Genomic DNA, 26,526 nt, shown 5'->3' with positions numbered 1-26,526 from the left:
AGCTCATTTGAGAATGACAATATTGCAAAGCTGACTTTCAACAAGTAAATCGGTTTCTGAAATAGAAAGACCGAACCGCACAAAAAACCAAAGCACGATTTTCACAAGCCCAAATAACTAGAAATTGAAATAAGAAAACCTAGCCAAAAACACACGGACATTAGCCCTAAACATTCTGATTTAGCTGCGCTTTTCTCGTTGGCAACTAACGCCCAGTTAAGGGGTGAAGCACGCAATGACCAAGCCCCCGCATTGCACTTCAACACCAAAACCACCGTATACCAAAAATGCCACGCGTGCTGAATCCCACTTGAACTGTTTGTTAGCACGCTGCCCTTAAAGCCTTTGGTACACGCCAAGATATTGAAATATAGCACGAAACTCATGACTTAAAACACTGAAACCAAACAGACAGCTGCCAAACTGAAAACTAACTTTAAGCGCAAGTTGGCAAGAAGAAAAACATGCAAAACTGCCCGATTTTAGCAGTATTAAAATTTGCAAAGGATTCGATCATCGGACTTCAACAACCACGACAAATAGCCAAATTTAAGGCAAGAAATCAACCGCATCAAAGAAACCGAGCCAGTGAAATAGCCCGAAAGTTAGAAACCGTAAACGGTGAAATCCAAGCGAAAACTATACATCTAGTGCCACCGGAGCGAACGTGAGAGGCACATTTGATCAGGTGTAAATCTAGGAAAGAAACCAATAACATCAAAACTTTTGACCTTTGATTCCAACCCAGTGCTAACGCCCAATTAAGGTGTGAAGCACGCAATACCTATGCTGCTGCATGGTACTTCAACACAGAAACCACCGCATACCAAAAATGCCACGCGTGCTGAATCACTCTTAAATTGTTTGTTATGGCGCTCCACTCAACGTTAGCTCTTGTATGTCAATTTGGTCTACTTCCCTACCCAATATCCGCTTGTACTCGACTAAACGATGAACTGGGATAACTGGCAACTCGATACCTTGATAATCTTTAATAACTGATTCTGAAAAGTAGATTTCAAGCTGGTGCCAAGAGCCATCTTGATGTGATTGTATCTTAGTATGTTCAGACAAACCGATTTCAATTTTTTGATTTTGGTAAACCAATTGGAAATACTCTAGGTCCCAACCATATTCGGCATAATGAGTTAACGGTTTGGATATGTATTTTGCTACATGCGATAGCACTTTGTCTGCGTCTGAGTTTCGAATATAAAGATCTATATCTGCGATTTCCCGACTTCCACCATGAATAGTTGCCGCTAATCCACCTACTATTTGATACTCCACAACCTCTGCATCCAAGATCTCTTTGAGCCACTGTAAGGCTACTTTAACTTTATCACTCATCTAGTTCCCTTAGCTGAATTTTGCCCTGCGCCATAACGCCGCGTTAAGGGGCGACAACGCTGCCACCCAAACTCAAACATTGTGCCATAAACACAGAAGCCAAACTTTGAACTAAAGTCGCCAAGCGTTGGGAGTCCCTCTTAAACGCTTTGTTAAGCTACTTTACCCAAATGAGCGGAATCCGAACACGAACACAGAGATCGCCCAAAATGCATACCCCATTAGAAACATGGGTGTGGACCTGTAGATTGACTTTAAGCCGAGTAAGTTATTGTTTATCTCTTCAAGTTCGTGAAGCCTTGCTTTTTTAGAGTCACCTTCCAAAATAAACCCTTCAATATCATTGCGGATATCTTTTACATTCTGGCAAACGTGGTGTCGTACTTTTGGTCCTTCGCAACTTTTGCAGAAAAGAATACCAATACAAGTAAAATGGCTAGCATTTGGACATATTTCTGATCAACACTCCAACACCCTAGAGTCGCAACAAACAGCCATATAGCCTCTAAGTTTAAAATATTGTAACGCGATGATATTTGCGACTTTAAATCCTCAATCCTTTTTATAAACTCCCGCCTCACATCTTCTGGCATTTATTCTTTCCTCAAATTTTCAATAAGTTGCTTAACGCCGCGTTAAGGGGCGATAACGCGATACCACCTAAGCTTAAACATTGTGTCATAAACACTTAAGCTGAACTTTGAGCTAGAACCGCCAAGCGTTAGGAGTCCCTCTTAAACGCTTTGTTATATGCGTACTCGAAGTTACATTGAAACTGCTTCGATTTTGTTTCCATCTAAGTCACGAACAAATGCTGCATAGTAAGTTTCACCATACTCAGGTCTTAGGCCTGGCTTACCTGCACATGAACCACCCAATTCAATGGCTGTAGAATAAAACTGGTCAACAGCTTCTTTTGAAGGCGCATTGAAAGCAATATGAGCACCATTACTTGATTTAGCTTTTCCTTCACAAGGGCTTCCGACCCAAAATTCAAAGTTTTCACCATAAGCCGCTGCGATATTTTCTATATAGTGAGCACGTTTAATAAACAACGTAGAAAGAACTGAGTCATAAAAACCAACCGCTTTTGCCACATCAGAAACGCCAACTGAGACGTGATTTAAAATCATTTTTAAGTCCTTTTATTGTTTGAAACTTGAAAGCATATAACGCCGCGTTAAGTAGTGAGCAACGCTAACCACCCAACCTAAAACCTCACACCGTAGACACAAATGCTGAGTCGAAGTGAAACCGCCAAGCGTTGTGAATCTGCCTTAAACGCTTTGTTATGGTGCTGACTCGTAGTTTGCCTTACACCATTCCCCCCAACCAAGAGGACCAAGTTTTTTCTTGGCTTTGTGTACACGCCAAGCCGTAACGAGCCCCATACTCAAACCAAAAGCAATTGATAAAATGACATAGATTGGCCATCCCTCTGGGCGTAAATGCCAAACTATAAACCACATAAATCCCCCCCAAATCACGCTCTCATATAATGCATCAAGAACAAACAGTTTTATTGGCGATTGAAAGACCAGAGGTTTACCTTTGGACTTAAAAAGCTTTGCCCAAAGAAAAGGCCAAGGATAGACTAGATCTGTGGGGACTCCTTTTTCAATAAGGTGCTGCCGAATGAAAACGACTTTGTCCACGTTAACCTCCCTGTAATTCATTTCTGACTAGATGACTGTGGTTCTATGGCTGCGCCATAACGCCGCATTAAGGGGTGAACAACGCAGGCCACCCAAACTAAACCATTGTGCCATAAACACTTCAACTGAACTTTGAACTGAAACCGCCAAGCGTTGAGAATCCCTCTTAAATGCTTTGTTATGTGAATTTTGTCAACGGACGTCCTGACAAAACCTAAACAAGTACCCGTCTGGTGATTGCACGATAAACTGCTTTTGAACGACGGACTTAGTACCACATTCATACGATTTAGATTCGAGCGCTAGATAAATTGACTCATTAGATTTCGAGCACACTTCACGATATAAGCGTTCAATGTCATTAACGTCCCACTGAAAGTTCATACCACGGCCCAGCGGGAATTCTGGGTTACCAGTGATCCACTTACGGCTTTGACTGGATAAACCTTCTAACATTAAATCGACACCATCGAGTGTTAAATATACAAACTGTTCTTCTGGCCTTTCGTATTTGATGGCAAAACCAAGAATATCTGTGAAGAAAGTCTTACTTACATTTATATCGAAACAATACAATTCTGGAACTACTCGTAATGTCATGATTTTCCCTATTCACATAACGCCGCATTAAGGTGTGAGCGGCGCTTGCCTATACTTTGAGCGAAGCGAAAACGGCAAGCGTTGCGAATCACTCTTAAATGCTTTGTTATGTGCGTATCCGCTATTTGTCCAAAATGACATCAAAGCCACCATAGATAATCCGCTTACCATCAAATGGCATGGGATTATTTTCCGGGTTCATTCGAGGGTCTTCCTCTATTTGGGGCCAAGCAGAGTCTCGTACTTCTTTTGAAGGCCAAACAACCCATGAGAACACCACAGTTTCATTCACTTCAGCTTTTACTGCCATTGGAAAAGAGGTAGTTTCACCATCAGGCACTTCATTCCCCCATGCTTCTACAACTTGTAACGCACCGTAATCTTTAAACATTTCGGCTGCAATTTCGATGTGAGCCAGATATTCCATTTTATTCGCAGTTGGGACTGCGGCTACAAATCCATCGACAAATGACATAAGTAATCTCCTTTATATGGAGTATTGATCTTAGTACAGCCGCGCAAAAGCACATAACGCTGCATTAAGGTGTGAGCAACGCTATCACAAAACCTCACCATGCCACCGTAAACACAAAACCCAACGATGGAATGAAAAATGCCAAGCGTTGGGAATCACTCTTAAATGCTTTGTTAGCTTTTTGTTCAACTTTCCTTTTGTAAACCTACTGCCACAAGTTCATCGTATATCGTACATACTCTCCGAGCTTGTAAATCTAGAGCACCAACTTCTTCATCGAAATGGTCTGATGAATACTCACTAGGAACTTCGTAGTGACGGTTATGAATGTCACCACCTCTAGCAGGGTATGTCTTCTGTGCAACAACTCGTGACAAGCTCTCAAATTCACTAATTAATGCCTCTAATAGTTTATTTAATTCGCTATCAGCAAAGCGTAAGGGCGAATGTTCTAAAGATTCTGAAAAGTAATGAATATAATCGTTGTACCTTTTTTCATGAGGGGTTGCGAAACTGTAGTTTTTCAGAAAATATATAATATTCCCTGTCATTTCTAAGTTCATAACTTTATCCAATAAGGCTTGATCTCTCTTAGAAATTCCCTGCTGCCCAATATGTTTGACAGGTGTTCCCTTCGCAGTCCAAATAGGATTATCACGTAAAAAACTATAAAATTCGTCTCGACGCTGTTTTAGTTCTTTGTGCGTATACTTTGAACCCTTAGGATGATTTTTGTCATAACTTCGCATGTCCCCATGACAGTCAAAGCATAAAGGGATCGCATTATCAAACGTATCAGTTCCCCCTTCACTTCTTTGAACGATATGATGCACTTCCATCTTGATATCTTTGAATAGATAACATAAGCAGCAATGCCTCCGACAAGCTACTAAAGCTTCCTCTTTAACCTGTTTCCAACCCACAAAAAACTCCTAATTATCCTTTAAAAGCTAACGCCGCATTAAGGTGTGAGCGGCGCTTGGCTATTCTTGAGCGAAGCGAAACTGCCAAGCGTTGCGAATCACTCTTAAATGCTTTGTTAAACGGCAAGATCGTACTCACTAATTCCCAACTGATTGAGCAGTTTACACCTCGGGTCACCGAACTGCTTTGACACAACCCTGATATACTCAGCTAACTTCCTATCTTCTTCATCAACACCAGGCCACATGAAAGGAATAGCCTGATTAGTTAAGCTTTCAATGAACGTCAAATGGGTCAACGCTAAAAATAGTCGAACAAAGTTAGCGGGTTCATTGAAATCGTTTTGCAACAAATGAACAATTAAATGGCGGTTGAACCCTTGAGTGGACCCTTTGCTAGGCACATATAAAGTATCTCTGAAAAAGATCCTAAAAGAATTAATTACATCACACTGTGGATTCATATGAGTGAAGAAGTCGATTTCTACAGTGGTCACCCCATTGCAACCCGGATACCAGATATAACGTTCTAACTGCTTGCGTCCCCATAAAAGCAAGATATCCCTCAAGCCTTTTTCGAAATTCTTAGCACTAACGGTATCGTGATTTTTGTTGAGCATCATAACTTGTATATTTCTCAAACCACCCTCAAATACAGGAAGTAAACTCATAATCGCAATATGATCCATTCCTAGGTAGAACGCTTCAATTGACTCAAATATAATCGTTTTATACTGACCTAGCGCTCGACTCTTTCGGATAAACTTATTGAAGTATGTAATGGCTATTTCTGGAGAAAAAACTGATAAAACCCAACTATCTATTTCTTTTTTATATTCCGACGTTCCTTTTAACTTGGATATCTCATACTGCTGATTTATTACATTACCCATACCTAAGTTCAAAGGAAATGGACAAGAAAAATCATGTATCCTTTCTTGGTTACCAGTGATTCTAAATTGCTTTTTGTTATAACGGGCTACCGGAAATTCGGGCAAAAAGGCAATACCAATATCAGTCGTAACCTCAAAGCCATTACATTGCCCAATATACTTTGCCACAACGACTACATCGAGACTCTCATGCTTCTTAAAGAACTCAATTATCATCTTATCGGTTAACTTGTTTTGTTGAGAAAGCTTCCGTAAAGTTTTTTCGTACTTCAATTTACCTCCTGCCGTTTAACGCCCAGTTAAGGGGTGAAGCACGCAATGACCAAGCCCCCGCATTGCACTTCAACACCAAAACCACCGTATACCAAAAATGCCACGCGTGCTGAATCCCACTTGAACTGTTTGTTAGCACGCTGCCCTTAAAGCCTTTGGTACACGCCAAGATATTGAAATATAGCACGAAACTCATGACTTAAAACACTGAAACCAAACAGACAGCTGCCAAACTGAAAACTAACTTTAAGCGCAAGTTGGCAAGAAGAAAAACATGCAAAACTGCCCGATTTTAGCAGTATTAAAATTTGCAAAGGATTCGATCATCGGACTTCAACAACCACGACAAATAGCCAAATTTAAGGCAAGAAATCAACCGCATCAAAGAAACCGAGCCAGTGAAATAGCCCGAAAGTTAGAAACCGTAAACGGTGAAATCCAAGCGAAAACTATACATCTAGTGCCACCGGAGCGAACGTGAGAGGCACATTTGATCAGGTGTAAATCTGGGAAAGAAACCAATAAACATAAAAACTTTTGACCTTTGATTCCAACCCAGTGCTAACGCCGCATTAAGGTGTGAGCAACGCTACAACGAAACCTAACCATACCACCGTAAACACAAAACCCAGCGATGGAATGAAAAATGCCAAGCGTTGGGAATCACTCTTAAATGCTTTGTTAGCAGAATGACTAGCGCCTATATTTTTCATATAACGAAGCTACCGAATAATCAAAAAGCTCTTTTATTTTCACTTTAGCTTCTGATATTGATACAACATCAAAATCTTTTGAAATAGATTTTCGACCAAAGATATTCAAAAAACCTGGAGCCATTACTAAGTCAAAAAACAGAAAACCCTTTTCATAATCAATAGGTGTAAACTGATAGCACGCATAAACTCGCTCATCTCCGAGAATAAACTGAAAGCCTCCCCCGACACCTAGCTTTTCAGTCAGTTCTATTTCTGTTTCCCAAGGATATTGATCGATGACTTCACAAGCTTCTCTATATAGACGGATACTTTTTTCATAAACGACCAACTCTTCTCCGTCTGCCCTATGGTCATAAAACACTTTAACTAAACTCATCACTGTACTCTTAATTCTGCTAACGCCCGCTTAAGTGGTGAGCAACGCAATACGGTGTTTCTGCACTTCACCATAATCACTAAAATCAACGCATGGCAAAAATGCCACGCGTTGCGAATCCGTCTTAAAGCGTTTGTTAGCAATGTTTAGCCCTGCTTTGGCTTGGGTAATGATTGGAACGAGTTCTCAAGCCAAGCATCAAATTTGTTTCCTTTTTCATATAGCATTACATCGAACATTTCAGGGGCAACAATTTCAAAATGCTCACGAAACAGGCTTAAATTGAACTCCTCCATTTTTTTCTCACGCTTAATACGCTGAAAAATTTTAGTGAAGTCTTTTGGCTTATATCCGATGTTTTTTCGTCCCAACTTTATTGGCTGTCCATTTTTAGTAAAGCCTAAACTTTGAGCAACTCGAAATGCTTCCTCTTTTACCTTGTAAACTTTGTCATGAAGAGCTAAGCGGACAACCACATCTTCTCTTTCACGGCAGTCTATAGATTTGATTTCTTGTAATGCAGAAAGCCTCTTTTTCCAACTGGTTTTGCAATTCGCTGCTTTAACTAAGCCTTTAATTTTACTTTCTAAGCCACTGTTTTCTGACATTTCATATCCTCATTTTTTAATACTATGAAGTTGAATAATATTGCTAACGCCGCGTTAAGGGGTGAGCAACGCCACCACCCAACCTAAGCCATTGTTCCGTAAACACTAAAGCCGAATCAAACCAAAAATGCCAAGCGTTGGGAATCCCTCTTAAACGCTTTGTTGTGTGTCATTTTCGATGTATTTTAGATTTACCTAGTAACAACATTCAACTTCTTAAACTGGGTAGCCAAAGAGACCTTTCGTGAAAATTGACGAACTAACTATTATCGTGATTCTTGCGCAAAAATTTTTCTAACTCGAATCGTTTGCTCTCCCAAAAATCAAGTCTCATACTCGCTTGATTGGATTTAACCTTTGAGCCTGACTTTAGATCTAGCAACAAGCTTTCAATGGTCGAGTCTATAAATTTGGCATGATCAGAAAGCTCCTGTTTATTCATTTTTTCGAACTCACTTGTACCACTCATAATTTCATTTCCTCCAACATGGAATTTTTGCGTCCTCGAACTGACACACAACGCCGCATTAAGGGGTGAACAACGCCACCACCTAACCTAAACCATTGTGCCGTAAACACTAAAGCTAGTTCAAACCAAAACTGCCTAGCGTTGTGAATCCCTCTTAAATGCTTTGTTAGTTGCCAAACCTAAAGCTTTGATTTGGTGCTAATTACCGCTTTGCCAACACCAGTTTTACGTGTTTTAAGAAACTTAAATCAAGCGCAATTTCAAAGCGCCTGTCACTGAAACCACTTGGAACGCGCAGCGCCGTAGAAAACGGACTAACAACACCAAAAAGCTCATTTGAGAATGACAATATTGCAAAGCTGACTTTCAACAAGTAAATCGGTTTCTGAAATAGAAAGACCGAACCACACAAAAACCGAAGCACGATTTTCACAAGCCCAAATAACTAGAAATTGAAATACGAAAATCTAACCAAAAACACACGAATATTAGCCCTAAACATTCTGCTTTAGCTGCATTTTTCTCCTTGGCAACTAACGCCGCGTTAAGTGGTGAGCAACGCCAACCACAAAACTAAAACCATTGTACCTTAAACACTTAAGCTGACTTGAACCGAGATCGCCAAGCGTTGTGAATCCGCCTTAAACGCCTTGTTATGTTTGTGGTTCTTGCTCCCACGAAACAGACATTTTGAAGTACGCTACATTTGATTTGTGAAACTCTTCACCTTCAACACACAACCCAAACTTCTGATAGAAAGACAATGCTGAAGTTCGTGCGTCACACCAAAAATAACTAACATTTTCTCGCTTCAAATCACGCACCAGACTCTCGATAACCTTAGTGCCGATTCCTTGCCCTTGGTATTCAGGCAGAGTAGCAAATTTTCTGAGCCTAGCTTCATGACCATTATTATAAACAGATGCTACGCATACCAGTTTCCCGCCAGCATACGCGCCATAGTGAGTAGCAGAGTCATCCCCTTCGACTTCGCAGAATGAAGGCGATTTATTAGGCCATAAAACAAGATGCCTAATGGGTAAAACCTCTGCTGTGGTAACCTTTCGTATGTCCATATTTCCTCAAAAAACATAACGCCTTGTTAAGGGGTGAGCAACGCAATGCCGATGCTGCCGCATACCGCCTTAATCACTAAAAACAACGCATAGTAAAAATGCCACGCGTTGCGAATCCCTCTTGAACAATTTGTTAGTTGCCACTTCCAATACGCTGATTTTATGTCAGTTTAAACTTTGCAAACAACAAACTTAATGGGCTTTTATGTACTCAAGTCAGGCGTAGTGCCAAAGCGCCTGTCACTGAAACCACTTGGAACTCAAAACGCCGTAGAAAACGGACTAACAACACCAAAAAGCTCATTTGAGAATGACAATATTACAAAGCTGACTTTCAACAAGTAAATCGGTTTCCGAAATAGAAAGACTGAACAGCACAAAAAACCGAAGAACGATTTTCACAAGCCCAAATAACTAGAAATTGAAATAAGAAAACCTAGCCAAAAACACACGGACATTAGCCCTAAACATTCTGATTTAGCTGCGCTTTTCTCATTGGCAACTAACGCCGCATTAAGGTGTGAGCAACGCTACCACGAAACTAAACCATACCACCATAAACACAAAACCCAACGATTAGCATCGAAAATGCCAAGCGTTGGGAATCACTCTTAAATGCTTTGTTATACATTTTATGCACGGATTGTGTTTGCTATCGCCAGCCTTAGCTTGTTGCTTAATTCCGAGCTTTCCTTGTACACCAAAATCTGCTTACTTCTCAAATCAAATGGAATATCATCAATACCTTTACTGATAATTATCACAGGCTTACCTAAAGCATGAGCAAGACCTAACTCATAGAATACGTTGGGATTTCTACCAGTAATGTTTGCTATGATTAATTCTGACTCACAGATGCGCTTTAGAATATGGGCTAAAATATCACCTTTAATATAGTTTTCATCACCTCTAGCAACATCAAAACCATATTCCAAACAAGTTTTTTCAATAGTGTAATAATCTTTATCAAACATCTCATGAAAAGGAGTCAAGATAAAAACCTGATCTCTTTTAACAACTAAATCTTCCTGATAAACACCCATTGATGACAAAAATTTATCCGGATTTACTACTGAACTATCAAAGTAATGTTCATTTTTGTTTATTGATGACTTAACCAACAAGTGATTAGAGTCCATCCACCTATCTTCACGAGCAACCAATCTCTCATTCAATGAATAGATCTTTGACTCGAAATTAGCACGTAACATTTCTAACTCAGCTTTGTTTTTTTCTTCATTGTATCGCTGAGCCATTTTATTTGATTGATAGTTAGATAGTAACGCTACCAGTACCGCGACAATCGAAATAGCAGGTAACAAAACTGCTGTAATTTCACCTATAGTTATACTCATAACTTACACCAATACAATAGATTTATATAACGCAAACAGGCAGATGCAGTAGTTTGCAAAGGTCAAGCCTACAGTCACTTTATGTTTCTCTGCTTCAAATGATTTACAGCTTTTTCTCCACAGAATAACTGTGACTACAACTAAAGCAATATAAATTGAGAAAAACGAAATGCCTTTTTCGAACTTTTCAGGGTTAGCGATTGTAAATGCAGCTACAAATGATGTAGCTAAAACAAAAACATCGACAGGAAGCTCTAATACAGCATAGATTGATGTGGGTATGTCTACCTCTCGATCTATACACATTTTGAGCAAAAACGACAGCATCAATATAATGCTTGGCAATAAAAACTCTGTGTATTCCATTGTTTTTTCATATAATAAAGTGATGACGCATTATAAGGCACAACGTACCATAGTCAACAAAATGTATAACGCCCAATTAAGTAGTGAGCAACGCGACCACCACACTTAAGCCATTGTGCCATAAACACTAAAACTGAAGTAGAAACAAAAGTGCCAAGCGTTGTGAATCTGCTTAAATTGCTTGTTATGTGCGTATTGGTTGAACATGATGAGCAATTAGAGAACGACCATTAGCTTGTAATTCAGGAGTGATTTCATATTTTCCTTTAATCTCAAAATCATAATCCCAACGACCAACCTCTTTTTTATATGACTTAGCCTCAATGCGCCCTTTAGGTAAACGCTTAACAACACCTTCTTTGACTAATTGGAAGCAGAAACCTTCATTTGCCTCTCCTGATTCAACAATTCTTTCAACCTTTGCTATGTCAGCAAGCATATCAGTACAATCTTCACTGCTTGCACCTTTGAAATACTTCAACTCTATAACAATTACATTGGTTGGAGTTTGGATATACAAGTCCACCCTGCTTTTTCGATTGTTATTCGAACGACCTCGCAAACGATACGATTGATAATCCTTCTGCAGAATATGTTCAAAGCGGATAATAGCCTCTGGTAAAGCTTTATACAGCTCACCAAATAATACGGATTGAAAATCGACTTCTCTGTTTATAGGATAAGAATTATCAATTCTTTTCATCGAACACTCTAATGCTTCTAATATTTCTTTTTTCATGATTTTTTATTTTTCTAATCGACTAATTTAAACACCTAGGTACATAACGCCGCATTAAGGGGTGAACAACGCCACCACCTACCTAAAACATTGTGTCATAAACACTTAAGCTAAACTTTGAACCGAAACCGCCAAGCGTTGTGAATCCCTCTTAAATGCTTTGTTATACGCGGGCTTCCGACCACGCTGCGAACTCATTGCCACTTGGTTCTAGAAAATGAAAACGGCAACCACCAGGGAATTCGAATATAGGGCGAATGATTTCACCACCACTTTGAACGACTTTATTTAGAGTATCTTCAATGTCAGAGCTGTAGAATACCAAAAGTGCTCCACCGGTATTAGTTTGGCTGCAACAATTGGCTTTGAAGAAACCACCGTCTAATCCCTGATTTGAAAAAGCTGTATATTCAGGTCCGTAGTCGACAAACTCCCAACCGAAAACTGAAGAGAAGAATGATTTTGTCGACTCTAAGTCTTTTGCGCCAAACTCAACATAATTAAGTTTCTCATGCTGATTCATTTCCTTGCTCCTTTTTGATTGTCCTGATAAGCGTATAACGCCCAATTAAGGGGTGAGCAACGCTACCACCCAAACCAAAGCATTGTGCTATAAACACTTAATTTGAAGTAGAAGCAAAAATGCCAAGCGTTGGGAATCCCTCTTAAATTGTTTGTTATACCCGTTTTTGAATTCGTTCGCCTAGAGGAACTTCTGACGACAGTTCTTTTAGACGCTTATTTGGAAACGATAAGAGCTTTTCACCAAATCCCTTTCGATGAGAGTACTCTCTAGCGATATATGATCCAGGACCATTGAATATTTCTGTATAGGAGCCATCCTGAGAAATTTTGATACCAATGTAGTAATCAGAGACTTTCTTAAAAGTTAGCGAGTCTTTAAATGTTGCTTTTATCTGCACTTTACGCCCACATGGTGTTTCACCGTCATAATCTTTTTCCATGCCAGAATACAGCCAAAGATCATAATCTCTTTCAACAATCGTTTCACCAATATCCCCAACCAAACGACCATCAATTGTAAACTCTTTCTTCGGTTGAGCTTTTCTCAGGAGCTCTATCCCCGAGAAGATTTCTTTTAAAGCAGCCTCAATTAGCTCTTGTTTCGCCATGCTTTCTCCCAAAGGGTATAACGCCTTCTATCCAACAAACTGTCGGTATAGTTTCTTTCAAGCGTTATTTTAAACCTACCACAACTTATCAGATCCTATCACACAACTTTATGAAACTTATAGATTAGTCATAACCATTGTCGCGCTACTCATCTCAGTTAGCATGCAAAGTGTGCACTAATTCTTGAGTTTGTAGAAAAACAGTTAAACTGTATATATATACAGCTTAATTTTATCAAGGATAGTAATATGAAAAGCCAGTTTTTGCTTAGCGTTAAAGAACACATGTATGCTAGGCACTATGCGCCTAAAACCGTCAAAGCATATATATTGTGGATTACTAAATACATTGCGTTTCACAACATGCAACACCCGTCGAAACTCGATGAATCACATGTCGAAGCATTTCTTACTCACTTGGCCGTGCACGACAAAGTCGCTGCAAAAACTCAAGCACTCGCGCTCAACGCAATCAGTTTCCTCTACCGCGAATACTTTAGAACCCCACTTTCGATGGAAATGAAGTTTCAAAAATCGTTATTAGATCGCAAGCTGCCAGTAGTACTGACGCGAGAGGAACTTCGCCAGTTCTTAACTCACATAGATCCACGATATAAGCTTCATATTATGTTGCTATATGGTTCTGGGCTGCGTGTAATGGAATGTGTAAGGTTACGAGTTCAGGATATAGACTACCACTACAACGCAGTACGAATTTGGCAAGGTAAAGGTGGTAAAAATAGAGTTGTCACATTGGCAAAAGAAGCGATTCCACTTTTAAAAGAGCAAGAAGCGTTAGCACTCAGGTATTACAAAAAAGACATGAATTACCCTGGCTATGCGGGTGTTTGGATTCGGCCTTCGCTACAGAAAAAATACCAAGGTGCGGAAATGGATTTTAATTGGCATTATCTGTTTCCATCCATGCGGTTATCTCAAGATCTAGATTCTGGACTGACTAGAAGGCACCATATTAATGAGGCCGCCTTACAAAGGGCGGTTAAGCGGGCGACACAAGATGCCGGGATAAAGAAGAATGTCACATGCCATACGCTAAGGCATAGCTTCGCGACGCACTTACTTGAGGCGGGAGCTGATATTCGTACCGTACAGGAGCAATTAGGCCACAGTGATGTAAAGACTACACAAATCTACACTCACGTGTTGGAGCGGGGCGCGGCTGGTGTGATTAGCCCTCTTTCGAGATTGTGAATTTCAGATATAAAAAAGGAGAGCCGGAGCTCCCCTTTTCTTAAACCTAAACTGCTAATTAAAGAGCAGCTTTTGCTTTTTCAACTAGAACTGCAAATGCAGCTTTGTCGAATACCGCGATATCAGCAAGGATCTTACGGTCGATCTCGATAGATGCTTTCTTAAGACCGTTGATGAAACGGCTGTAAGATAGACCATTTTGACGAGATGCAGCGTTGATACGTGCAATCCATAGTTGACGGAATTGACGTTTCTTGTTGCGACGGTCACGGTAAGCGTATTGACCAGCTTTAGTAACTGCTTGGAAAGCTACGCGGTAAACACGTGAACGTGCACCGTAGTAACCTTTAGCTTGTTTTAGAACTTTCTTATGACGTGCACGAGCTTGTACACCACGTTTTACGCGAGGCATTATGCTTCTCCTAAACTAAACGATTGATAAACTAAAAAGAATTAAGCGTATGGCAACATACGAATAACTGCAGCCACTTCACATTTAGGAAGGATTGCGTTAGGACGTAGTTGACGCTTGTTCTTAGTAGTACGCTTAGTCAGGATGTGACGTTTTGTAGCGTGCTTGTACTTAATACCACCAGCAGTTTTCTTAAAACGCTTAGCAGCACCTTTGTTGGTTTTCATCTTAGGCATGATGAATAACTCCGCATTGTTGAGTTGTATAAACAATAGTAATTAGGGCGAACAAACCCCGCCGCTTCCTAAAAGGAACGGCAGGGTCAATTACTTGCAAAGCCGTTAATTACTTCTTCTTAGGGGCAAGAACCATGATCATCTGGCGACCTTCAATGCGGCTTGGAAATGATTCCACTACAGCAAGTTCTGCAGTATCTTCTTTCAAGCGTTTAAGAACGTCGACACCGATGTCTTGGTGTGCCATTTCTCGGCCACGGAAGCGAATTGTTACTTTCACTTTGTTGCCTTCTTCAAGGAAACGCGTCAGGTTGCGTAGTTTTACCTGATAGTCTCCAATATCAGTTCCAGGACGGAATTTTACTTCCTTAATCTGAACCTGTTTTTGCTTCTTCTTCTGCTCTTTAGCAGATTTGCTCTTCTCAAAGAGGAATTTGCCGTAGTCCATCACACGACAGACTGGTGGCTCAGCGTTAGGACTGATCTCTACGAGATCCATACCTGCTTCTTCAGCCGCTGCGACCGCTTCTTGAATCGATACAACACCGACTGATTCACCGTCAGCGCCTGTTAGTCGAACCTCACGAACGCCACGAATTTCACCGTTTAAACGGTGTGGGTTTTGTTTTACCGGCTGTTGGCCGCGTCTTCCGCCTTTAATAGCTTATTCCTCCAGATTGAGCTTACGGCTAGAGATCTCGTCTTGGATGTATGAAATAAAGTCATCCACTTTAAACTTGCCGAGATCTTTACCTTTACGAGTTCGTACTGCGATTTCACCGGCTTCCATTTCTTGGTCACCACAAACCAGCATATACGGTACACGCTTTAAAGTATGTTCGCGAATTTTAAAGCCAATCTTCTCATTTCTCAAGTCCGCTTTTGCTCTAATTCCAACTTTTTGTAGTTTTCGAGCAACTTCCTGAGCGTAATCAGACTGTTTGTCAGTAATATTCATGACAACCGCTTGCTCTGGTGATAACCACGTTGGGAAGAAACCAAAGTACTCTTCGATCAAGATACCGATGAAACGTTCAAGAGAGCCTAGAATCGCACGGTGGATCATCACTGGAACTTGACGTTCGTTGTTTTCATCTACGTAAGATGCGCCTAGACGACCCGGTAGGTTGAAGTCTAGCTGAACGGTACCACATTGCCATGCACGGTCTAAGCAGTCGTACAGGGTAAATTCAATTTTAGGACCGTAGAATGCGCCTTCGCCTTCTTGAATTTCGTATGGAATATCCATTGCTTCAAGAGATTGCTTAAGTGCTTCTTCAGATTGGTCCCAAATTTCGTCTGAACCAACACGCTTTTCAGGGCGAGTGGATAGCTTAACCACGATGTTTTCGAAACCGAAAGTTTGGTACGTATCGTATACCATCTTGATACAGCCAGTCACTTCCTCTTGGATTTGGCTCTCTGTACAGAAGATATGTGCGTCATCCTGAGTAAAGCCACGTACACGCATGATACCGTGCAGTGCACCTGACGGTTCGTTACGGTGACATGAACCAAACTCCGCCATACGTAGCGGTAGATCGCGGTACGATTTTAGACCTTGGTTAAAGATCTGTACGTGACCAGGACAGTTCATTGGTTTCAGTGCGTAATCGCGGTTCTCAGAAGCCGTTGTGAACATCGCATCTGCGTACTTGTCCCAGTGACCAGAACGTTCCCAAAGCACGCGGTCCATGATTAACGGACCTTTCACTTCTTGGTATTCGTACTCTGTTAATTTCTCACGAACGAACACTTCTAGATCTCGGAAAATCGACCAACCGTTGTGGTGCCAGAACACCATACCCGGTGCTTCTTGCTGCATATGGAATAGGTCGAGCTGTTTACCGATTTTACGGTGGTCACGCTTCGCCGCTTCTTCTAGACGCGTTAGGTGCGCTTTTAGTGCTTTCTTATCGTGGAAAGCCGTACCGTAGATACGTTGCAGCATCTTATTATCGCTGTTACCGCGCCAGTACGCGCCTGCAACGTTCAATAGCGTAAAGTGCTGACAGAAGCCCATGTGCGGTACGTGTGGGCCACGACACATATCGATGTATTCTTCGTGGTGGTATAGACCCGGACGATCGTCGCGAGCAACGTTTTCGTCCAAGATTTCGATCTTGTAAGATTCGCCACGTGACTCAAAGGTGTCACGCGCTTCCTGCCAGCTTACCTTTTTCTTGATAACTTGGTATTTGGTCTTAGCCAGTTCTTTCATACGCTTTTCGATCTTTTCAAGATCTTCTTGCGTTAGAGACTGCTCTAGATCGATATCGTAGTAAAAACCGCTGTCGATTGTCGGACCAATCGCCATTTTAGCTTCAGGGTAAAGCTGTTTAATCGCATGACCTAAAAGGTGAGCACACGAGTGACGAACGATTTCTAGGCCATCAACTTCATCTTTTACTGTAATGATTTCAAGACTGGCATCTTCTTCGATAAGATCACAAGCATCAACACGGTTGCCGTTTACACGACCAGCGATGGTGGCTTTAGCCAGACCAGGACCGATAGATTGAGCGACTTCAAGAGTAGAGACTGGGTTGTCAAATTGACGCTGACTGCCGTCAGGAAGAGTAATAATTGGCATTTAAATATCCTTACAGTGGTGTTGCACACCAAGCAACACATGCAATTCAAAACGAGTCTTTAACATTTAAAATCAGAGCGTTAAAGACGAGAATATCTGTCCTTTTATATGCAAATACGGATGCACAACTGAGGAACGAACGAGCATTGTAACTAAATCGCTCAAAATAACAATCAAAGTCACAAAAAAGCACTCAGAAATCCTTGTCTCAGCATAGGCAATTTATGCAGAAAAATTCAGCAGTTGGCGCACTTTACCAATCACATCGCTGGCGAGCAGACCAATCATTCCTTCCTCTGCGGCGACTGAATCAGCCGCTTGGCTATGAAGTTGCACACCGAGCCTTGCCGCAGCAGAAAGTTCTACACCTTGGGCAATTAAGGCGGCGATAATACCGGTCAATACATCGCCCATTCCGCCTGTTGCCATGCCTGGATTTCCAGCCAAACACACATAGGTGCGGCGACCATCACAAACCAAGCTTCCAGCTCCTTTGAGCACCACGACACCACCAAATTTGTCTTGTAGCCGTTTTACCGCCGCATATCGGTTTGATTCAATTTTTGCCACACTGCAGTTCAGCAACCTCGCCGCTTCTCCAGGATGTGGTGTGATCACTCTGTTTGCATCGACATTAGGACTTTGGGCAAGAAGATTGAGGCCATCGGCGTCCACCACCTTATTGATAGACAAAGACTGAACATGGTGAAACAGTATTTGTGCCCAAGAATCCGTCCCTAAGCCAGGTCCGAATGCTAAAACATCTTGTGCTGCCGATTTGGAAGCAAGCAGCTCAAGGTCGTCTTGCCAACCGATGGTCATCACTTCTGGGCAAGCGACCATCAAAGGTAAACTTGAAACAGGATGACAAACACAGCTGACCAATCCCGCCCCACTTCTGACCGCAGCTTGTGCGCACATACGAATCGCACCGCCATAGCCTTGATTGCCACCAATACAAAGCAGTCTTCCATGTTTACCTTTATGAGCGGTCGCGCAGCGCTTAGGAAACTCGCCCAGCAACCCATCCAAACTCAGTATATCGACATCTGAAGCGACCAATTCAGCAAACTGGCTTTGGACGTTTAAGCCAGAAAAATGTAGCTTGCCGACGACGTCACGCGCCTGACCAGTTAACAGACCTTGTTTAATGGCGATAAACGTCACGGTATGCTGAGCACAGATAGCGTCCCCCAAAACCGTGCCAGTATCCGAGCACAGACCAGACGGAATATCGATCGCAATCACGGGTTTCTCGCACTGGTTGACGCTCTCGATCATAGCGCGCGTATCTTCACGCACCATGCCGCTTAATCCGGTTCCGAGTAAACCATCAACAATCACATCTGCGGCCGTTAAACAGTCGCTGAGCGCTTCTTGAGATAAAATTGAGCCACCACTTTTCAGCCAAGATTGTTTTGCCTGCAGCGCGTCACCAACATAACGAGACTCATCCACGTTACTAATCAACTGCACAGCCAAACCAGCTTGTTTCGCCAAGCGTGCCACGACAAAGCCATCCCCACCGTTGTTACCTCCGCCACACAAAACGGTAACGTTCTGCGCTCGAGGGTATTCTTCTTCCAGCACACGAAAGACCGACTCACCTGCCATTTCCATGAGTTGATAAAGTGAGTAGCCCGCATTTTTTGCCGCTTGCGCTTCGCCTTGTTTGACTTGATCGCCAGTGTATAGCTGCTTTGGTAAGCTCATAAGCAATGATGATATCCGTGGTTGAATATCAATAGTGTAACAGGCATGAGAGATGCGATGTGTGGAGTGGATTTAACTCTTGCTTTGCGCCAATAAAAAGAGCCTTCCGAGGAAGGCTCATATCAATGAGGTTGGTAATACAATTACACCATGCGAACCAATGACTTACCGATAAGCCATTCCAACTCTTTAGAGCTTGATCCGCCAAACTGCGACTCTGTCATTTTGTACAGACGGTCAATGCCGTTAATCGCAAACTCATGCGTATTTTGCGTGGTCACAATATGGTGGAACAGTAAACGCAAAATAGCGCGGAACTCTTCATTATCTAACGCGGTCACCCAACTGCTAGAAAATGAATCCAGTCCATTGTCAAAATCGACATGTTCAACAAACATCTTGAAAATACGGCTATCAAGCGCGGCTGTGAAGTCTGTCTTTTTTGGGAAATGGTGGCTAATACCAGTTCTAGATACGCCAGTTTGCTGACTTAGAGTTGTGTATGACATCTTGTCATAACCCAGTCGCAACAGCTGATCAACAACGGCATCCATGATTTTCTGAATAGTGATTTCGGTATCTTCTTTACTACGCTTTGGCATGTTCTGGCTCTTCTTTTTGTAAACCCGCCTAACTCAAACAGAGTTAGCTAATGAAACCTAATCGAATAGCTCCAAGACAGTACAAGCAACAAGACAAAAGAACTGCTTAATCAAAAGTCGGTACTGCATCGTAGTCAAACTTGGTAGGTCAAAAAATTGTGACCATTAAGCTAAACCTTCACAAACACACATCACATGAATCTATGAAATGAATAGGCAATGTTTTTATGTTTATATTAATTGTGCTTGCCGATATTCTTATAAATTAGAGCCCCTTACAACTGACAGAATTCCATTCCGACAATAAAATGACACTTCTTTTCGCATTTTAGTGACATAGATCTCATTACTATTCGTGTGGATTAGCGTTCGCTTGACAACTTATGACAGCAGAATGGCGTACTTCCCTTATTGCAACAGGTCTCATGTAAGATATGGATTAAAGACTTAATACTGGTTAGAATGCCCCTATATTTTGTAAGAGGATATTGAGATGAGCACTGAAAAAGAAGTATGTGAAGCCTGTGGCTGCGCTGGTGAAATGGGCTTTTTCATCAGAGAAGGCGACAATGTCGCGGAAGTGATCATTAACGGTAATGATAAATCTTTACTTCAGGCTGAACTAGACAAGTACATCGAACTCGCCAAACAAGTCTCGGCGGAAGTAAAGTATGAAGCGTCAGAAATCGAAGATGGTTCGACACAATTGACCGCTCGTTTTCAGTTTGAAGTGAGTGCGGAAAAACTTATCTTTGAACTCAAAACACGTTCTCTAGCGCGCTAAAAATGTGGTTTAAAACACATCAAAGCGTCAAAAAACGGGCATCTTGCCCGTTTTTCTATACCCTCAATCAACAAACATTGACCTTACCTAACCTACTCATTAATACTTAAACGCAAACTCACTCTAATGCTTCCTTATGAGACGAATTTTTCTCGCCACACTGCTATCGCTGACTGCTGTTCATGGGGTTGCTCAACCGCTTGATCAGTTCCGTATTCTAAATCACTTGGATAACTACGGGAATTTGGATCTGCGCAACAAACCTTATAGCGAGTTGCCATCCGGTTTGGTGATAAAAGGCAATCTCAACATCGCCAAAACCACGATAAAAAAGCTGCCCGCAGGCGTGCAAATCTTAGGCAGTCTAGAAGCGTCCAATAGTGAACTTAAAAGCCTCGGCAAAGGGGTGAGCATTAAAGGTTACGCCAACTTACTCGGTTCTAAAATCACTCGTTGGCCGTCAAAGATCAAATTGGGAGGCTACCTGAACCTCACCGATACGCCATTAACCTTTCTGCCTCCAAGGTTACGAGTGAAAGGCGATCTTAGTGTGATTCGCACGCCATTGACCGCACTGCCTGAGGGTTTAACCGTCGACGGCAACTTATACATTGGTGGTTCAGGGTTGACAGAGTTTCCCGATACGATGACGGTGAAAGGTAATATTTATCTGGGCGGCAACCGAATCACAAAGTGGCCGAGTAACTTAACGCTTGGTGGAGCGGTCGCTCCTTAGGGGAAAGATTAAAATAGAAAAAGGGATGCTTGGCACATCCCTTTTTACGTTATTTCTGGTTGTTGACCGGATTAGCGTAGCTGGCAATCAGATAAGGTCTCGCGCCTTCTGGTAACTGCATCAACTTATCTTCCAGTACCGCTTTTACGTTTTCGCTTACTGACTCATCGCCTGCTGCCAACTTGTTAATTGGGAACAGTTTGTAGTGCAGATGGATCTGACGGTCGATTTCTTCCGCTAGCGCTTCTGGCGTATCGAAGTCTTGCTCAATCACATCACCAAACGCCACATGAACATGGCCTTTGTCACCGACGATACCTTGAATGATGCTTTCGATATCTTCGAACTCACCTTTTTCGTAACTGCCTTTTTCTGCTTTCGCCCAAAGCTCTTTGGCTTTAGCGATGTCACACGGGTCATTCTCATAAGAGATCGACACCGGAACAATTTTCAGCGATTTAATGTACTCGGCAAAGTCAACTTTTTGCTTACGTCCTTCAACGTGGAACATCTTAAGAATCGCAGGATCGGTATAATCATTGCCGTCTTTCGCGCGACCTTCTTTCTGTGCAATCCAAATAGAATGACCAGTATCCAACGAATGCTTGATGTACGCCGACAGCGTACCCAGTGCTTTCATCATTTCACGCGGGCCTTTCGCCGAGCGTTTTACGATGAAGCTCTTGTTCAGGCGCATCAGCTCAGTCGCACAAGGTTTTTTCAGCAAGTTATCACCAATCGCGATACGCACTGTTTTGTGATCGCTCTGGTGAAGACCATAGTTAACCAACGCCGGATCCATCGCGATATCGCGGTGGTTCGAGACAAACAAGTAAGATGTTTGTTTGTCTAGCTTATCCAAACCGCTATAGGTGACGCCTTTGGTGGTCGTCGCTAAGGTTTGCTCAAGGTACTTCTTTACTTCAAGCTGAATCGTTTCGACTGAGTTCAACTTGGACCATTTCATTTTCAGGTACACCTTTACTAAAGGTGACATGATCGCCTTAAACCAACCTGCATGGTTAGAAAAGCGGTGCTGAAGAATGGCACTAATAAATTCTTCGTCGTTTACCAAGCGGTCAATCGCCGCTGGAATCTCGTCATCATTATATGGACGGATATCAATAAATGGATCGTTAGTTATAGTCATTGTTATATTCATAATTCAAAAAGCTGGCTCATTCTACGCATAGTTAGCATTCTTATCAGCTATACTTCTCTCAGATTTGAAAAGGTCAGACCACGTAATCGTACTATATAGAATTGATATTGGCTTTTTTTGCCAGAAAAGTTACCCTTAGCGCCCCAATAGATACGAGTATTTTCATGCACTACGCCATCTCACATCAATTACTGCGACAAGATTTTCTCCACAGCACTCCAAGACGCAAATTATTGAAACACACCCTGCTGTACGTGCGTGATGGTTTGGTGCTAGCAAAACTGGGTAAACAAGAGTACGCGGTTGAGGCCGGTCATACGTTTTGGTTACCATTTGATACGTTATGCTCAATCACTTATTTCCCAAATACCACGGTTCAGTTAGTAGAAGTTTCTTGCCGTGTCACTTCGCCACTGCCAAAACAAGGCGGCTATGTCGCGCTGAATGAGTTAAGCCAAGCGCTGATCAATCGACTCCATGATATCGACAATGATAACGAAATACTCAACGACCAACTCAGAGTCATGCGCCACGAATTGAGCACAATGCAGCCAAAGTTGAAAGAAAGCCAGTTAACCCGCAACATCAACCAATGGCATAGGGATTGCCGTGACTCTGCACTTTCCAGCGAACAACAACTGGTACTCAAAGTTCGTGAAGCCAACAAGATGATGTTATCGGGTAAAAAACGGGCGCAAGTGATTGAGCTGTTGTTTAACGGTGACGATAGCGCGTATGGCCAGCTTGAAGCATTGTTGTTGGGTAAATAAGCCAGCACCCACAGCACCGCAATAGCAAATAGAGCGCACGCTAGGTGCGCTTTATTTTATTTGGCGGCAATCAACATCATACTGCTCACAGGAGCGATATTCAGTTTAAGAATCTCTGCCTCACCCACATGCACTTTACCCGTCAATACATCTTTCCAATTGTGCGTCGTTTTCACCTCAAAGGTTTGACTTCGCTTTGACTTGTTGATGATTACGATCCCTTCCTCACCACGACTAAACGCAAGCAAATCATCAGACGCCTCAAGTATATTCATCGGTTTGGCGTGCATCTTGTTGTGAAAACCAATCGCTTTCACCATCTTAGGCTCGTTCCAAGCGTTGAGCCATCGCGCTTGACCGTGTTTATCAGTCAAGCCGCAGGTGTCCAAGTCGGTGTATATCAGCGGCACGCCGCCGTCTCGACCAAGTACATAAGTATATGCGAGCCATTCCAGCTCTTCGTCCATCACCAAATCGGCAAACACATCGTTGTTAGGAATATCGTGGGTAATCGCAAATATCACCGCGCGGTTTTCAGACAACGCCTGACCAAAACAGTATGGGTCCACCAGCTCTTTCAAGCTGCCATTTTCTGCTAATGCGTCGTACGTCATTTGGAACAATGGAAAGTCGTACGCGCCAAACTTAGTGTTAGCAAGAAACGGCTCTAAAAACAGCTCGTATTCCGGTTTGCTCACGCCACCATTCGTGATGATCTCACCAAAGATATGCACGCCTTCACAAATATCATCGGTCCAAACCCGCTTTAAGTGCTCGATACTCATGTGTTTAGCCGCGTCAATGCGAAAGCCTTTAATACCAATCGACTTAAGCGCAAACAGATAGTTGCGCTGCTGTTCAATAACGTAGTCACAAACTCGCAGCGTCGGTAGGCCCGGATCGCTCGCTCCGCCCGTTATTCGACCATTTTGTACCTGCCATTGATCTTGCCAATCTTCGATACCAAAAGCTTCGACAAAATGGTTGTGGTAAAACAGCGGCTTGGATAAATCACCAAACAACTTTTGCTGTAAGAAATAATCGTCCTTCTCGGCGTAAGCTTTTAGATCCTTAAAACTTGGGTAGTAAAGGTCGCTACGAATCGATGACTCATTCGCCATATGATTAAACACAACATCGGCGTATACGCCCACACCGTATTTTTTTAGCTCAGCAACCATCTCTCTCACATCTGTGGTATTGCCGAGTTGATTATCAATCACACGATAGTCTTGTGGTTGATAACGCTGCCACCATTGTGTCCCTTGAGCGGACTTAAACGATTTCATCGGTGGCGAGATCAAAACATGCTTGTAACCGGCGCGAGCGATTTGTTCCGCCCTTTGAGTCACTAACGAATACGGCCAGTCAAAAGCATGCAGAATTACATCTGTTGCGTTAGAGGTAAACATGACAATGTCCTTATACCTATTATTCAGTTGCTACTTCAGATAGCTCAAACTGATCCCATATTACCAAATCTGTTTTTTATTACTTATCCCCCTTACCCATGCTTTTCAAGTAGTAGTGGTTAGGCGTAGAAATCACAGAACCGCGAATCACTTAGCGGATTTTCACACTACTGAGACTATACTCACCGTATTACATTCAGTAGGAGGAAACATGGAAAAGGTTCAAATCGATATCGTGTCTGATGTGGTCTGCCCTTGGTGCATCATAGGCTACAAGCGTTTAGAGTTAGCACTGAAAGCGCTCTCAGGCAAAGTTGACGCTGAGATTCAGTGGCACCCATTTGAACTCAACCCTGCAATGGGTGAGCAGGGGCAAAACCTACGTGAACACCTACACGAAAAATACGGCACCACCACCGAAGCGAGTGTCGCGGCAAGAAAAAACTTGACCAAGCTAGGCGAAGAAGTTGGCTTTGTATTCAACTTTTCCGACGATATGCGTATTTATAATACCCGCAAAGCGCACCAACTGATTATGTGGGCATCGAGCGAAAATAAGCAATTCGACTTAGAAATGCGCTTGTTCCACGCTTACTTTAGTGAAAACCAGAACATCAGTAACGAACAAATCCTAGTTCAATGTGCCCAAGACGTTGGCTTGGACCCAGAAGTCGCGAGCATGGTAATACAAGATCCGAGTTGGGCGGAAACCGTTGCACACACCGAACACCAGTGGCTTGAGGCGGGGATCAACGCCGTACCCGCGATCATCATCAATCAAAAACATCTGATTTCGGGCGCGCAAACACCAGAACTGTTGGTTTCTGCCTTAGAACAAATCATTGCGAATCCGCGCTAGGACACTAACCTAGCGCGATATTCAGATTAGCTTTGCTTGATCTTAGCAATGATCGAGAAAATAGCCACTACAACCAAGCCAGATACCGCACCAATCAAGCCGTTCATCAAGGTGGGAAACAGCGCTTGAGCCAAGGAAATATCCGGAATGCTCATGATGATCGGCTCCACCCAATGATGAATCATGGGTACGTTGTGCACAACGATGCCGCCACCGACCAAGAACATTGCTGCAGTGCCAATCACGGTCAGCGCTTTCATCAGTTTAGGTGCAAAAGCGATTAAGCCCTGCCCAATAGAAAACAGCAGCCCTTTACCCTGACTGCGCTTTTCAAGATAAAAACCTAAGTCATCCAGTTTAACAATACCCGCAACCAGACCGTACACACCGATGGTCATCAGCACGGCGATTAAGCTCACAACTAAGATTTGCGTGCTCGTCGACGCCCCTTGTACCGTACCCAATGCAATTACGATGATCTCAGCAGATAAGATAAAGTCGGTGCGGATCGCACCTGCGATTTTTTTCTTTTCATACTCTTCAATCGAATCGCTGATCGCTTCTAACTCTGCACTATCCGTTTGCGGGTGCTCTTCACCATGAAACAATTTCTCGAGCACCTTTTCAGCGCCCTCGTAACAGAGGAAAAGTCCACCCATCAACAATAGTGGCATGATTAACCAAGGGATAAAGGAACTGATCAACAGCGCAGCCGGCACCAATATCAACTTGTTGCGAAACGAGCCTTTAGCCACACTCCAAACCACTGGGATCTCACGTTCTGCCGTCACACCAGACACTTGCTGTGCGTTGAGTGCTAAGTCGTCGCCCAACACACCCGCGGTTTTCTTTGCGGCGACTTTTGACATCACCGCGACATCATCCAATACGCTCGCTATATCGTCGAGCAGTGTAAGTAAACTTGCTCCCGCCATAAATACGCTCTTGTTTGCATTACTATCGATGTAAGCAAATGTAACACCCCACGTTGAGACTACAAACTGAAATATCACTCATAAGTCAAACTT

31 protein-coding genes are annotated in these 26,526 nt (G+C 42.6%); 5 read left to right on the top strand and 26 right to left on the bottom strand.

The window, feature by feature from the left end; translation table 11 throughout:
- Positions 1 to 867: 867 nt before the first annotated feature.
- The 17 genes from HCZ42_RS18475 to HCZ42_RS18385 all read right to left on the bottom strand — a co-directional run bounded on the left by HCZ42_RS18475 (position 868) and on the right by HCZ42_RS18385 (position 13,007).
- Positions 868 to 1,350 carry a MazG-related protein gene (locus HCZ42_RS18475; RefSeq protein ID WP_167422222.1) on the bottom strand — a complete coding sequence of 161 codons (483 nt, stop codon included), beginning with the start codon at positions 1,348 to 1,350 and terminating at the stop codon, positions 868 to 870.
- A gap of 356 nt (positions 1,351 to 1,706) precedes the next feature.
- Positions 1,707 to 1,943: a hypothetical protein gene (locus HCZ42_RS21905; RefSeq protein ID WP_254868989.1), complete on the bottom strand. Its 237-nt coding sequence runs from the start codon at positions 1,941 to 1,943 to the stop codon at positions 1,707 to 1,709.
- Positions 1,944 to 2,114: 171 nt separating this feature from the next.
- The gene (locus HCZ42_RS18465) at positions 2,115 to 2,483 is read right to left on the bottom strand and encodes a VOC family protein (protein ID WP_167422221.1); all 369 of its coding nucleotides are present in this window, start codon (positions 2,481 to 2,483) and stop codon (positions 2,115 to 2,117) included.
- Between the two features lie 156 nt (positions 2,484 to 2,639).
- Positions 2,640 to 3,005: a DUF6404 family protein gene (locus tag HCZ42_RS18460; protein WP_029807180.1), complete on the bottom strand. Its 366-nt coding sequence runs from the start codon at positions 3,003 to 3,005 to the stop codon at positions 2,640 to 2,642.
- Between the two features lie 192 nt (positions 3,006 to 3,197).
- Entirely contained in the window at positions 3,198 to 3,605 is a 408-nt protein-coding gene (locus HCZ42_RS18455; RefSeq protein ID WP_046265392.1) for a bleomycin resistance protein, read from the bottom strand.
- A 121-nt stretch (positions 3,606 to 3,726) separates the two neighbouring features.
- Positions 3,727 to 4,080 (bottom strand): DUF1428 domain-containing protein, encoded by a 354-nt coding sequence (locus HCZ42_RS18450; protein WP_167422220.1) that lies wholly within the window; start codon positions 4,078 to 4,080, stop codon positions 3,727 to 3,729.
- A gap of 185 nt (positions 4,081 to 4,265) precedes the next feature.
- Positions 4,266 to 5,003 (bottom strand): HNH endonuclease, encoded by a 738-nt coding sequence (locus HCZ42_RS18445; protein WP_167422219.1) that lies wholly within the window; start codon positions 5,001 to 5,003, stop codon positions 4,266 to 4,268.
- Between the two features lie 116 nt (positions 5,004 to 5,119).
- Positions 5,120 to 6,169 (bottom strand): hypothetical protein, encoded by a 1,050-nt coding sequence (locus tag HCZ42_RS18440; RefSeq protein ID WP_167422218.1) that lies wholly within the window; start codon positions 6,167 to 6,169, stop codon positions 5,120 to 5,122.
- Between the two features lie 693 nt (positions 6,170 to 6,862).
- On the bottom strand, positions 6,863 to 7,261 hold the full coding sequence (locus HCZ42_RS18430) for a hypothetical protein (RefSeq protein ID WP_167422217.1): 399 nt from the start codon (positions 7,259 to 7,261) through the stop codon (positions 6,863 to 6,865).
- Positions 7,262 to 7,407: 146 nt separating this feature from the next.
- Complete coding sequence (locus HCZ42_RS18425) at positions 7,408 to 7,869, bottom strand: HEAT repeat domain-containing protein (protein ID WP_167422216.1); 462 nt, start codon at positions 7,867 to 7,869, stop codon at positions 7,408 to 7,410.
- A gap of 259 nt (positions 7,870 to 8,128) precedes the next feature.
- Positions 8,129 to 8,338, bottom strand: coding sequence for a hypothetical protein (locus tag HCZ42_RS18420; RefSeq protein ID WP_167422215.1), 210 nt, complete (start codon positions 8,336 to 8,338; stop codon positions 8,129 to 8,131).
- 653 nt (positions 8,339 to 8,991) lie between these two features.
- The gene (locus tag HCZ42_RS18415; protein WP_167422214.1) at positions 8,992 to 9,414 is read right to left on the bottom strand and encodes a GNAT family N-acetyltransferase; all 423 of its coding nucleotides are present in this window, start codon (positions 9,412 to 9,414) and stop codon (positions 8,992 to 8,994) included.
- A gap of 632 nt (positions 9,415 to 10,046) precedes the next feature.
- Positions 10,047 to 10,769, bottom strand: a complete 723-nt coding sequence (locus HCZ42_RS18405) for a hypothetical protein (protein ID WP_167422213.1) — start codon at positions 10,767 to 10,769, stop codon at positions 10,047 to 10,049.
- A 3-nt stretch (positions 10,770 to 10,772) separates the two neighbouring features.
- Complete coding sequence (locus HCZ42_RS18400) at positions 10,773 to 11,135, bottom strand: hypothetical protein (RefSeq protein ID WP_167422212.1); 363 nt, start codon at positions 11,133 to 11,135, stop codon at positions 10,773 to 10,775.
- A gap of 184 nt (positions 11,136 to 11,319) precedes the next feature.
- Positions 11,320 to 11,874, bottom strand: coding sequence for a hypothetical protein (locus HCZ42_RS18395; protein ID WP_217702301.1), 555 nt, complete (start codon positions 11,872 to 11,874; stop codon positions 11,320 to 11,322).
- A gap of 163 nt (positions 11,875 to 12,037) precedes the next feature.
- Complete coding sequence (locus HCZ42_RS18390) at positions 12,038 to 12,397, bottom strand: VOC family protein (protein ID WP_167422211.1); 360 nt, start codon at positions 12,395 to 12,397, stop codon at positions 12,038 to 12,040.
- A 154-nt stretch (positions 12,398 to 12,551) separates the two neighbouring features.
- Complete coding sequence (locus tag HCZ42_RS18385; RefSeq protein ID WP_069507772.1) at positions 12,552 to 13,007, bottom strand: DUF6998 domain-containing protein; 456 nt, start codon at positions 13,005 to 13,007, stop codon at positions 12,552 to 12,554.
- 249 nt (positions 13,008 to 13,256) lie between these two features.
- Between HCZ42_RS18385 and HCZ42_RS18380 the strand changes: the two genes are divergently transcribed.
- Positions 13,257 to 14,219 (top strand): integron integrase, encoded by a 963-nt coding sequence (locus HCZ42_RS18380; RefSeq protein ID WP_167422210.1) that lies wholly within the window; start codon positions 13,257 to 13,259, stop codon positions 14,217 to 14,219.
- A gap of 58 nt (positions 14,220 to 14,277) precedes the next feature.
- On the opposite strand, the gene rplT is transcribed toward HCZ42_RS18380, so the two are convergent.
- The 6 genes from rplT to HCZ42_RS18350 form a co-directional block, all read right to left on the bottom strand.
- Positions 14,278 to 14,631: a 50S ribosomal protein L20 gene (gene rplT / locus HCZ42_RS18375; protein ID WP_004401084.1), complete on the bottom strand. Its 354-nt coding sequence runs from the start codon at positions 14,629 to 14,631 to the stop codon at positions 14,278 to 14,280.
- A 41-nt stretch (positions 14,632 to 14,672) separates the two neighbouring features.
- Positions 14,673 to 14,867 carry a 50S ribosomal protein L35 gene (gene rpmI, locus HCZ42_RS18370; RefSeq protein WP_005377932.1) on the bottom strand — a complete coding sequence of 65 codons (195 nt, stop codon included), beginning with the start codon at positions 14,865 to 14,867 and terminating at the stop codon, positions 14,673 to 14,675.
- Between the two features lie 109 nt (positions 14,868 to 14,976).
- The gene (gene infC, locus HCZ42_RS18365) at positions 14,977 to 15,528 is read right to left on the bottom strand and encodes a translation initiation factor IF-3 (RefSeq protein WP_167422223.1); all 552 of its coding nucleotides are present in this window, start codon (positions 15,526 to 15,528) and stop codon (positions 14,977 to 14,979) included.
- Between the two features lie 3 nt (positions 15,529 to 15,531).
- Positions 15,532 to 17,460, bottom strand: a complete 1,929-nt coding sequence (gene thrS / locus HCZ42_RS18360) for a threonine--tRNA ligase (RefSeq protein WP_167422209.1) — start codon at positions 17,458 to 17,460, stop codon at positions 15,532 to 15,534.
- A 222-nt stretch (positions 17,461 to 17,682) separates the two neighbouring features.
- The gene (locus HCZ42_RS18355; RefSeq protein WP_167422208.1) at positions 17,683 to 19,173 is read right to left on the bottom strand and encodes an NAD(P)H-hydrate dehydratase; all 1,491 of its coding nucleotides are present in this window, start codon (positions 19,171 to 19,173) and stop codon (positions 17,683 to 17,685) included.
- A 143-nt stretch (positions 19,174 to 19,316) separates the two neighbouring features.
- Positions 19,317 to 19,775 (bottom strand): TetR/AcrR family transcriptional regulator, encoded by a 459-nt coding sequence (locus HCZ42_RS18350; protein ID WP_167422207.1) that lies wholly within the window; start codon positions 19,773 to 19,775, stop codon positions 19,317 to 19,319.
- Positions 19,776 to 20,268: 493 nt separating this feature from the next.
- On the opposite strand from HCZ42_RS18350, the gene HCZ42_RS18345 reads away from it, so the two are divergent.
- Complete coding sequence (locus tag HCZ42_RS18345) at positions 20,269 to 20,559, top strand: YfcZ/YiiS family protein (protein ID WP_167422206.1); 291 nt, start codon at positions 20,269 to 20,271, stop codon at positions 20,557 to 20,559.
- A gap of 136 nt (positions 20,560 to 20,695) precedes the next feature.
- Positions 20,696 to 21,295, top strand: a complete 600-nt coding sequence (locus tag HCZ42_RS18340; protein WP_167422205.1) for a hypothetical protein — start codon at positions 20,696 to 20,698, stop codon at positions 21,293 to 21,295.
- Positions 21,296 to 21,344: 49 nt separating this feature from the next.
- Here HCZ42_RS18340 and HCZ42_RS18335 read toward each other — a convergent pair whose 3' ends face one another.
- A complete protein-coding gene (locus HCZ42_RS18335) occupies positions 21,345 to 22,445 on the bottom strand; it encodes a 1-acyl-sn-glycerol-3-phosphate acyltransferase (protein ID WP_167422204.1) in 1,101 nt (366 codons plus the stop codon).
- A gap of 176 nt (positions 22,446 to 22,621) precedes the next feature.
- Here HCZ42_RS18335 and HCZ42_RS18330 point away from each other — a divergent pair, with 176 nt between their 5' ends.
- Positions 22,622 to 23,227: an AraC family transcriptional regulator gene (locus HCZ42_RS18330; RefSeq protein ID WP_167422203.1), complete on the top strand. Its 606-nt coding sequence runs from the start codon at positions 22,622 to 22,624 to the stop codon at positions 23,225 to 23,227.
- Positions 23,228 to 23,283: 56 nt separating this feature from the next.
- Here HCZ42_RS18330 and HCZ42_RS18325 read toward each other — a convergent pair whose 3' ends face one another.
- Complete coding sequence (locus HCZ42_RS18325) at positions 23,284 to 24,639, bottom strand: alpha-amylase family protein (RefSeq protein WP_167422202.1); 1,356 nt, start codon at positions 24,637 to 24,639, stop codon at positions 23,284 to 23,286.
- A 211-nt stretch (positions 24,640 to 24,850) separates the two neighbouring features.
- Between HCZ42_RS18325 and HCZ42_RS18320 the strand changes: the two genes are divergently transcribed.
- A complete protein-coding gene (locus tag HCZ42_RS18320) occupies positions 24,851 to 25,498 on the top strand; it encodes a DsbA family oxidoreductase (RefSeq protein ID WP_167422201.1) in 648 nt (215 codons plus the stop codon).
- 26 nt (positions 25,499 to 25,524) lie between these two features.
- Here HCZ42_RS18320 and HCZ42_RS18315 read toward each other — a convergent pair whose 3' ends face one another.
- The gene (locus HCZ42_RS18315) at positions 25,525 to 26,433 is read right to left on the bottom strand and encodes a DUF808 domain-containing protein (protein ID WP_167422200.1); all 909 of its coding nucleotides are present in this window, start codon (positions 26,431 to 26,433) and stop codon (positions 25,525 to 25,527) included.
- Positions 26,434 to 26,526: the final 93 nt, after the last annotated feature.

Origin of the sequence: Vibrio hepatarius (assembly GCF_011806575.1) — a bacterium.
GTDB classification, from domain to species: Bacteria; Pseudomonadota; Gammaproteobacteria; order Enterobacterales; family Vibrionaceae; genus Vibrio; species Vibrio hepatarius_A.
Note: the sequence above shows the minus strand (reverse complement) of the source record. Positions and strands in the feature narration are given on the sequence as shown.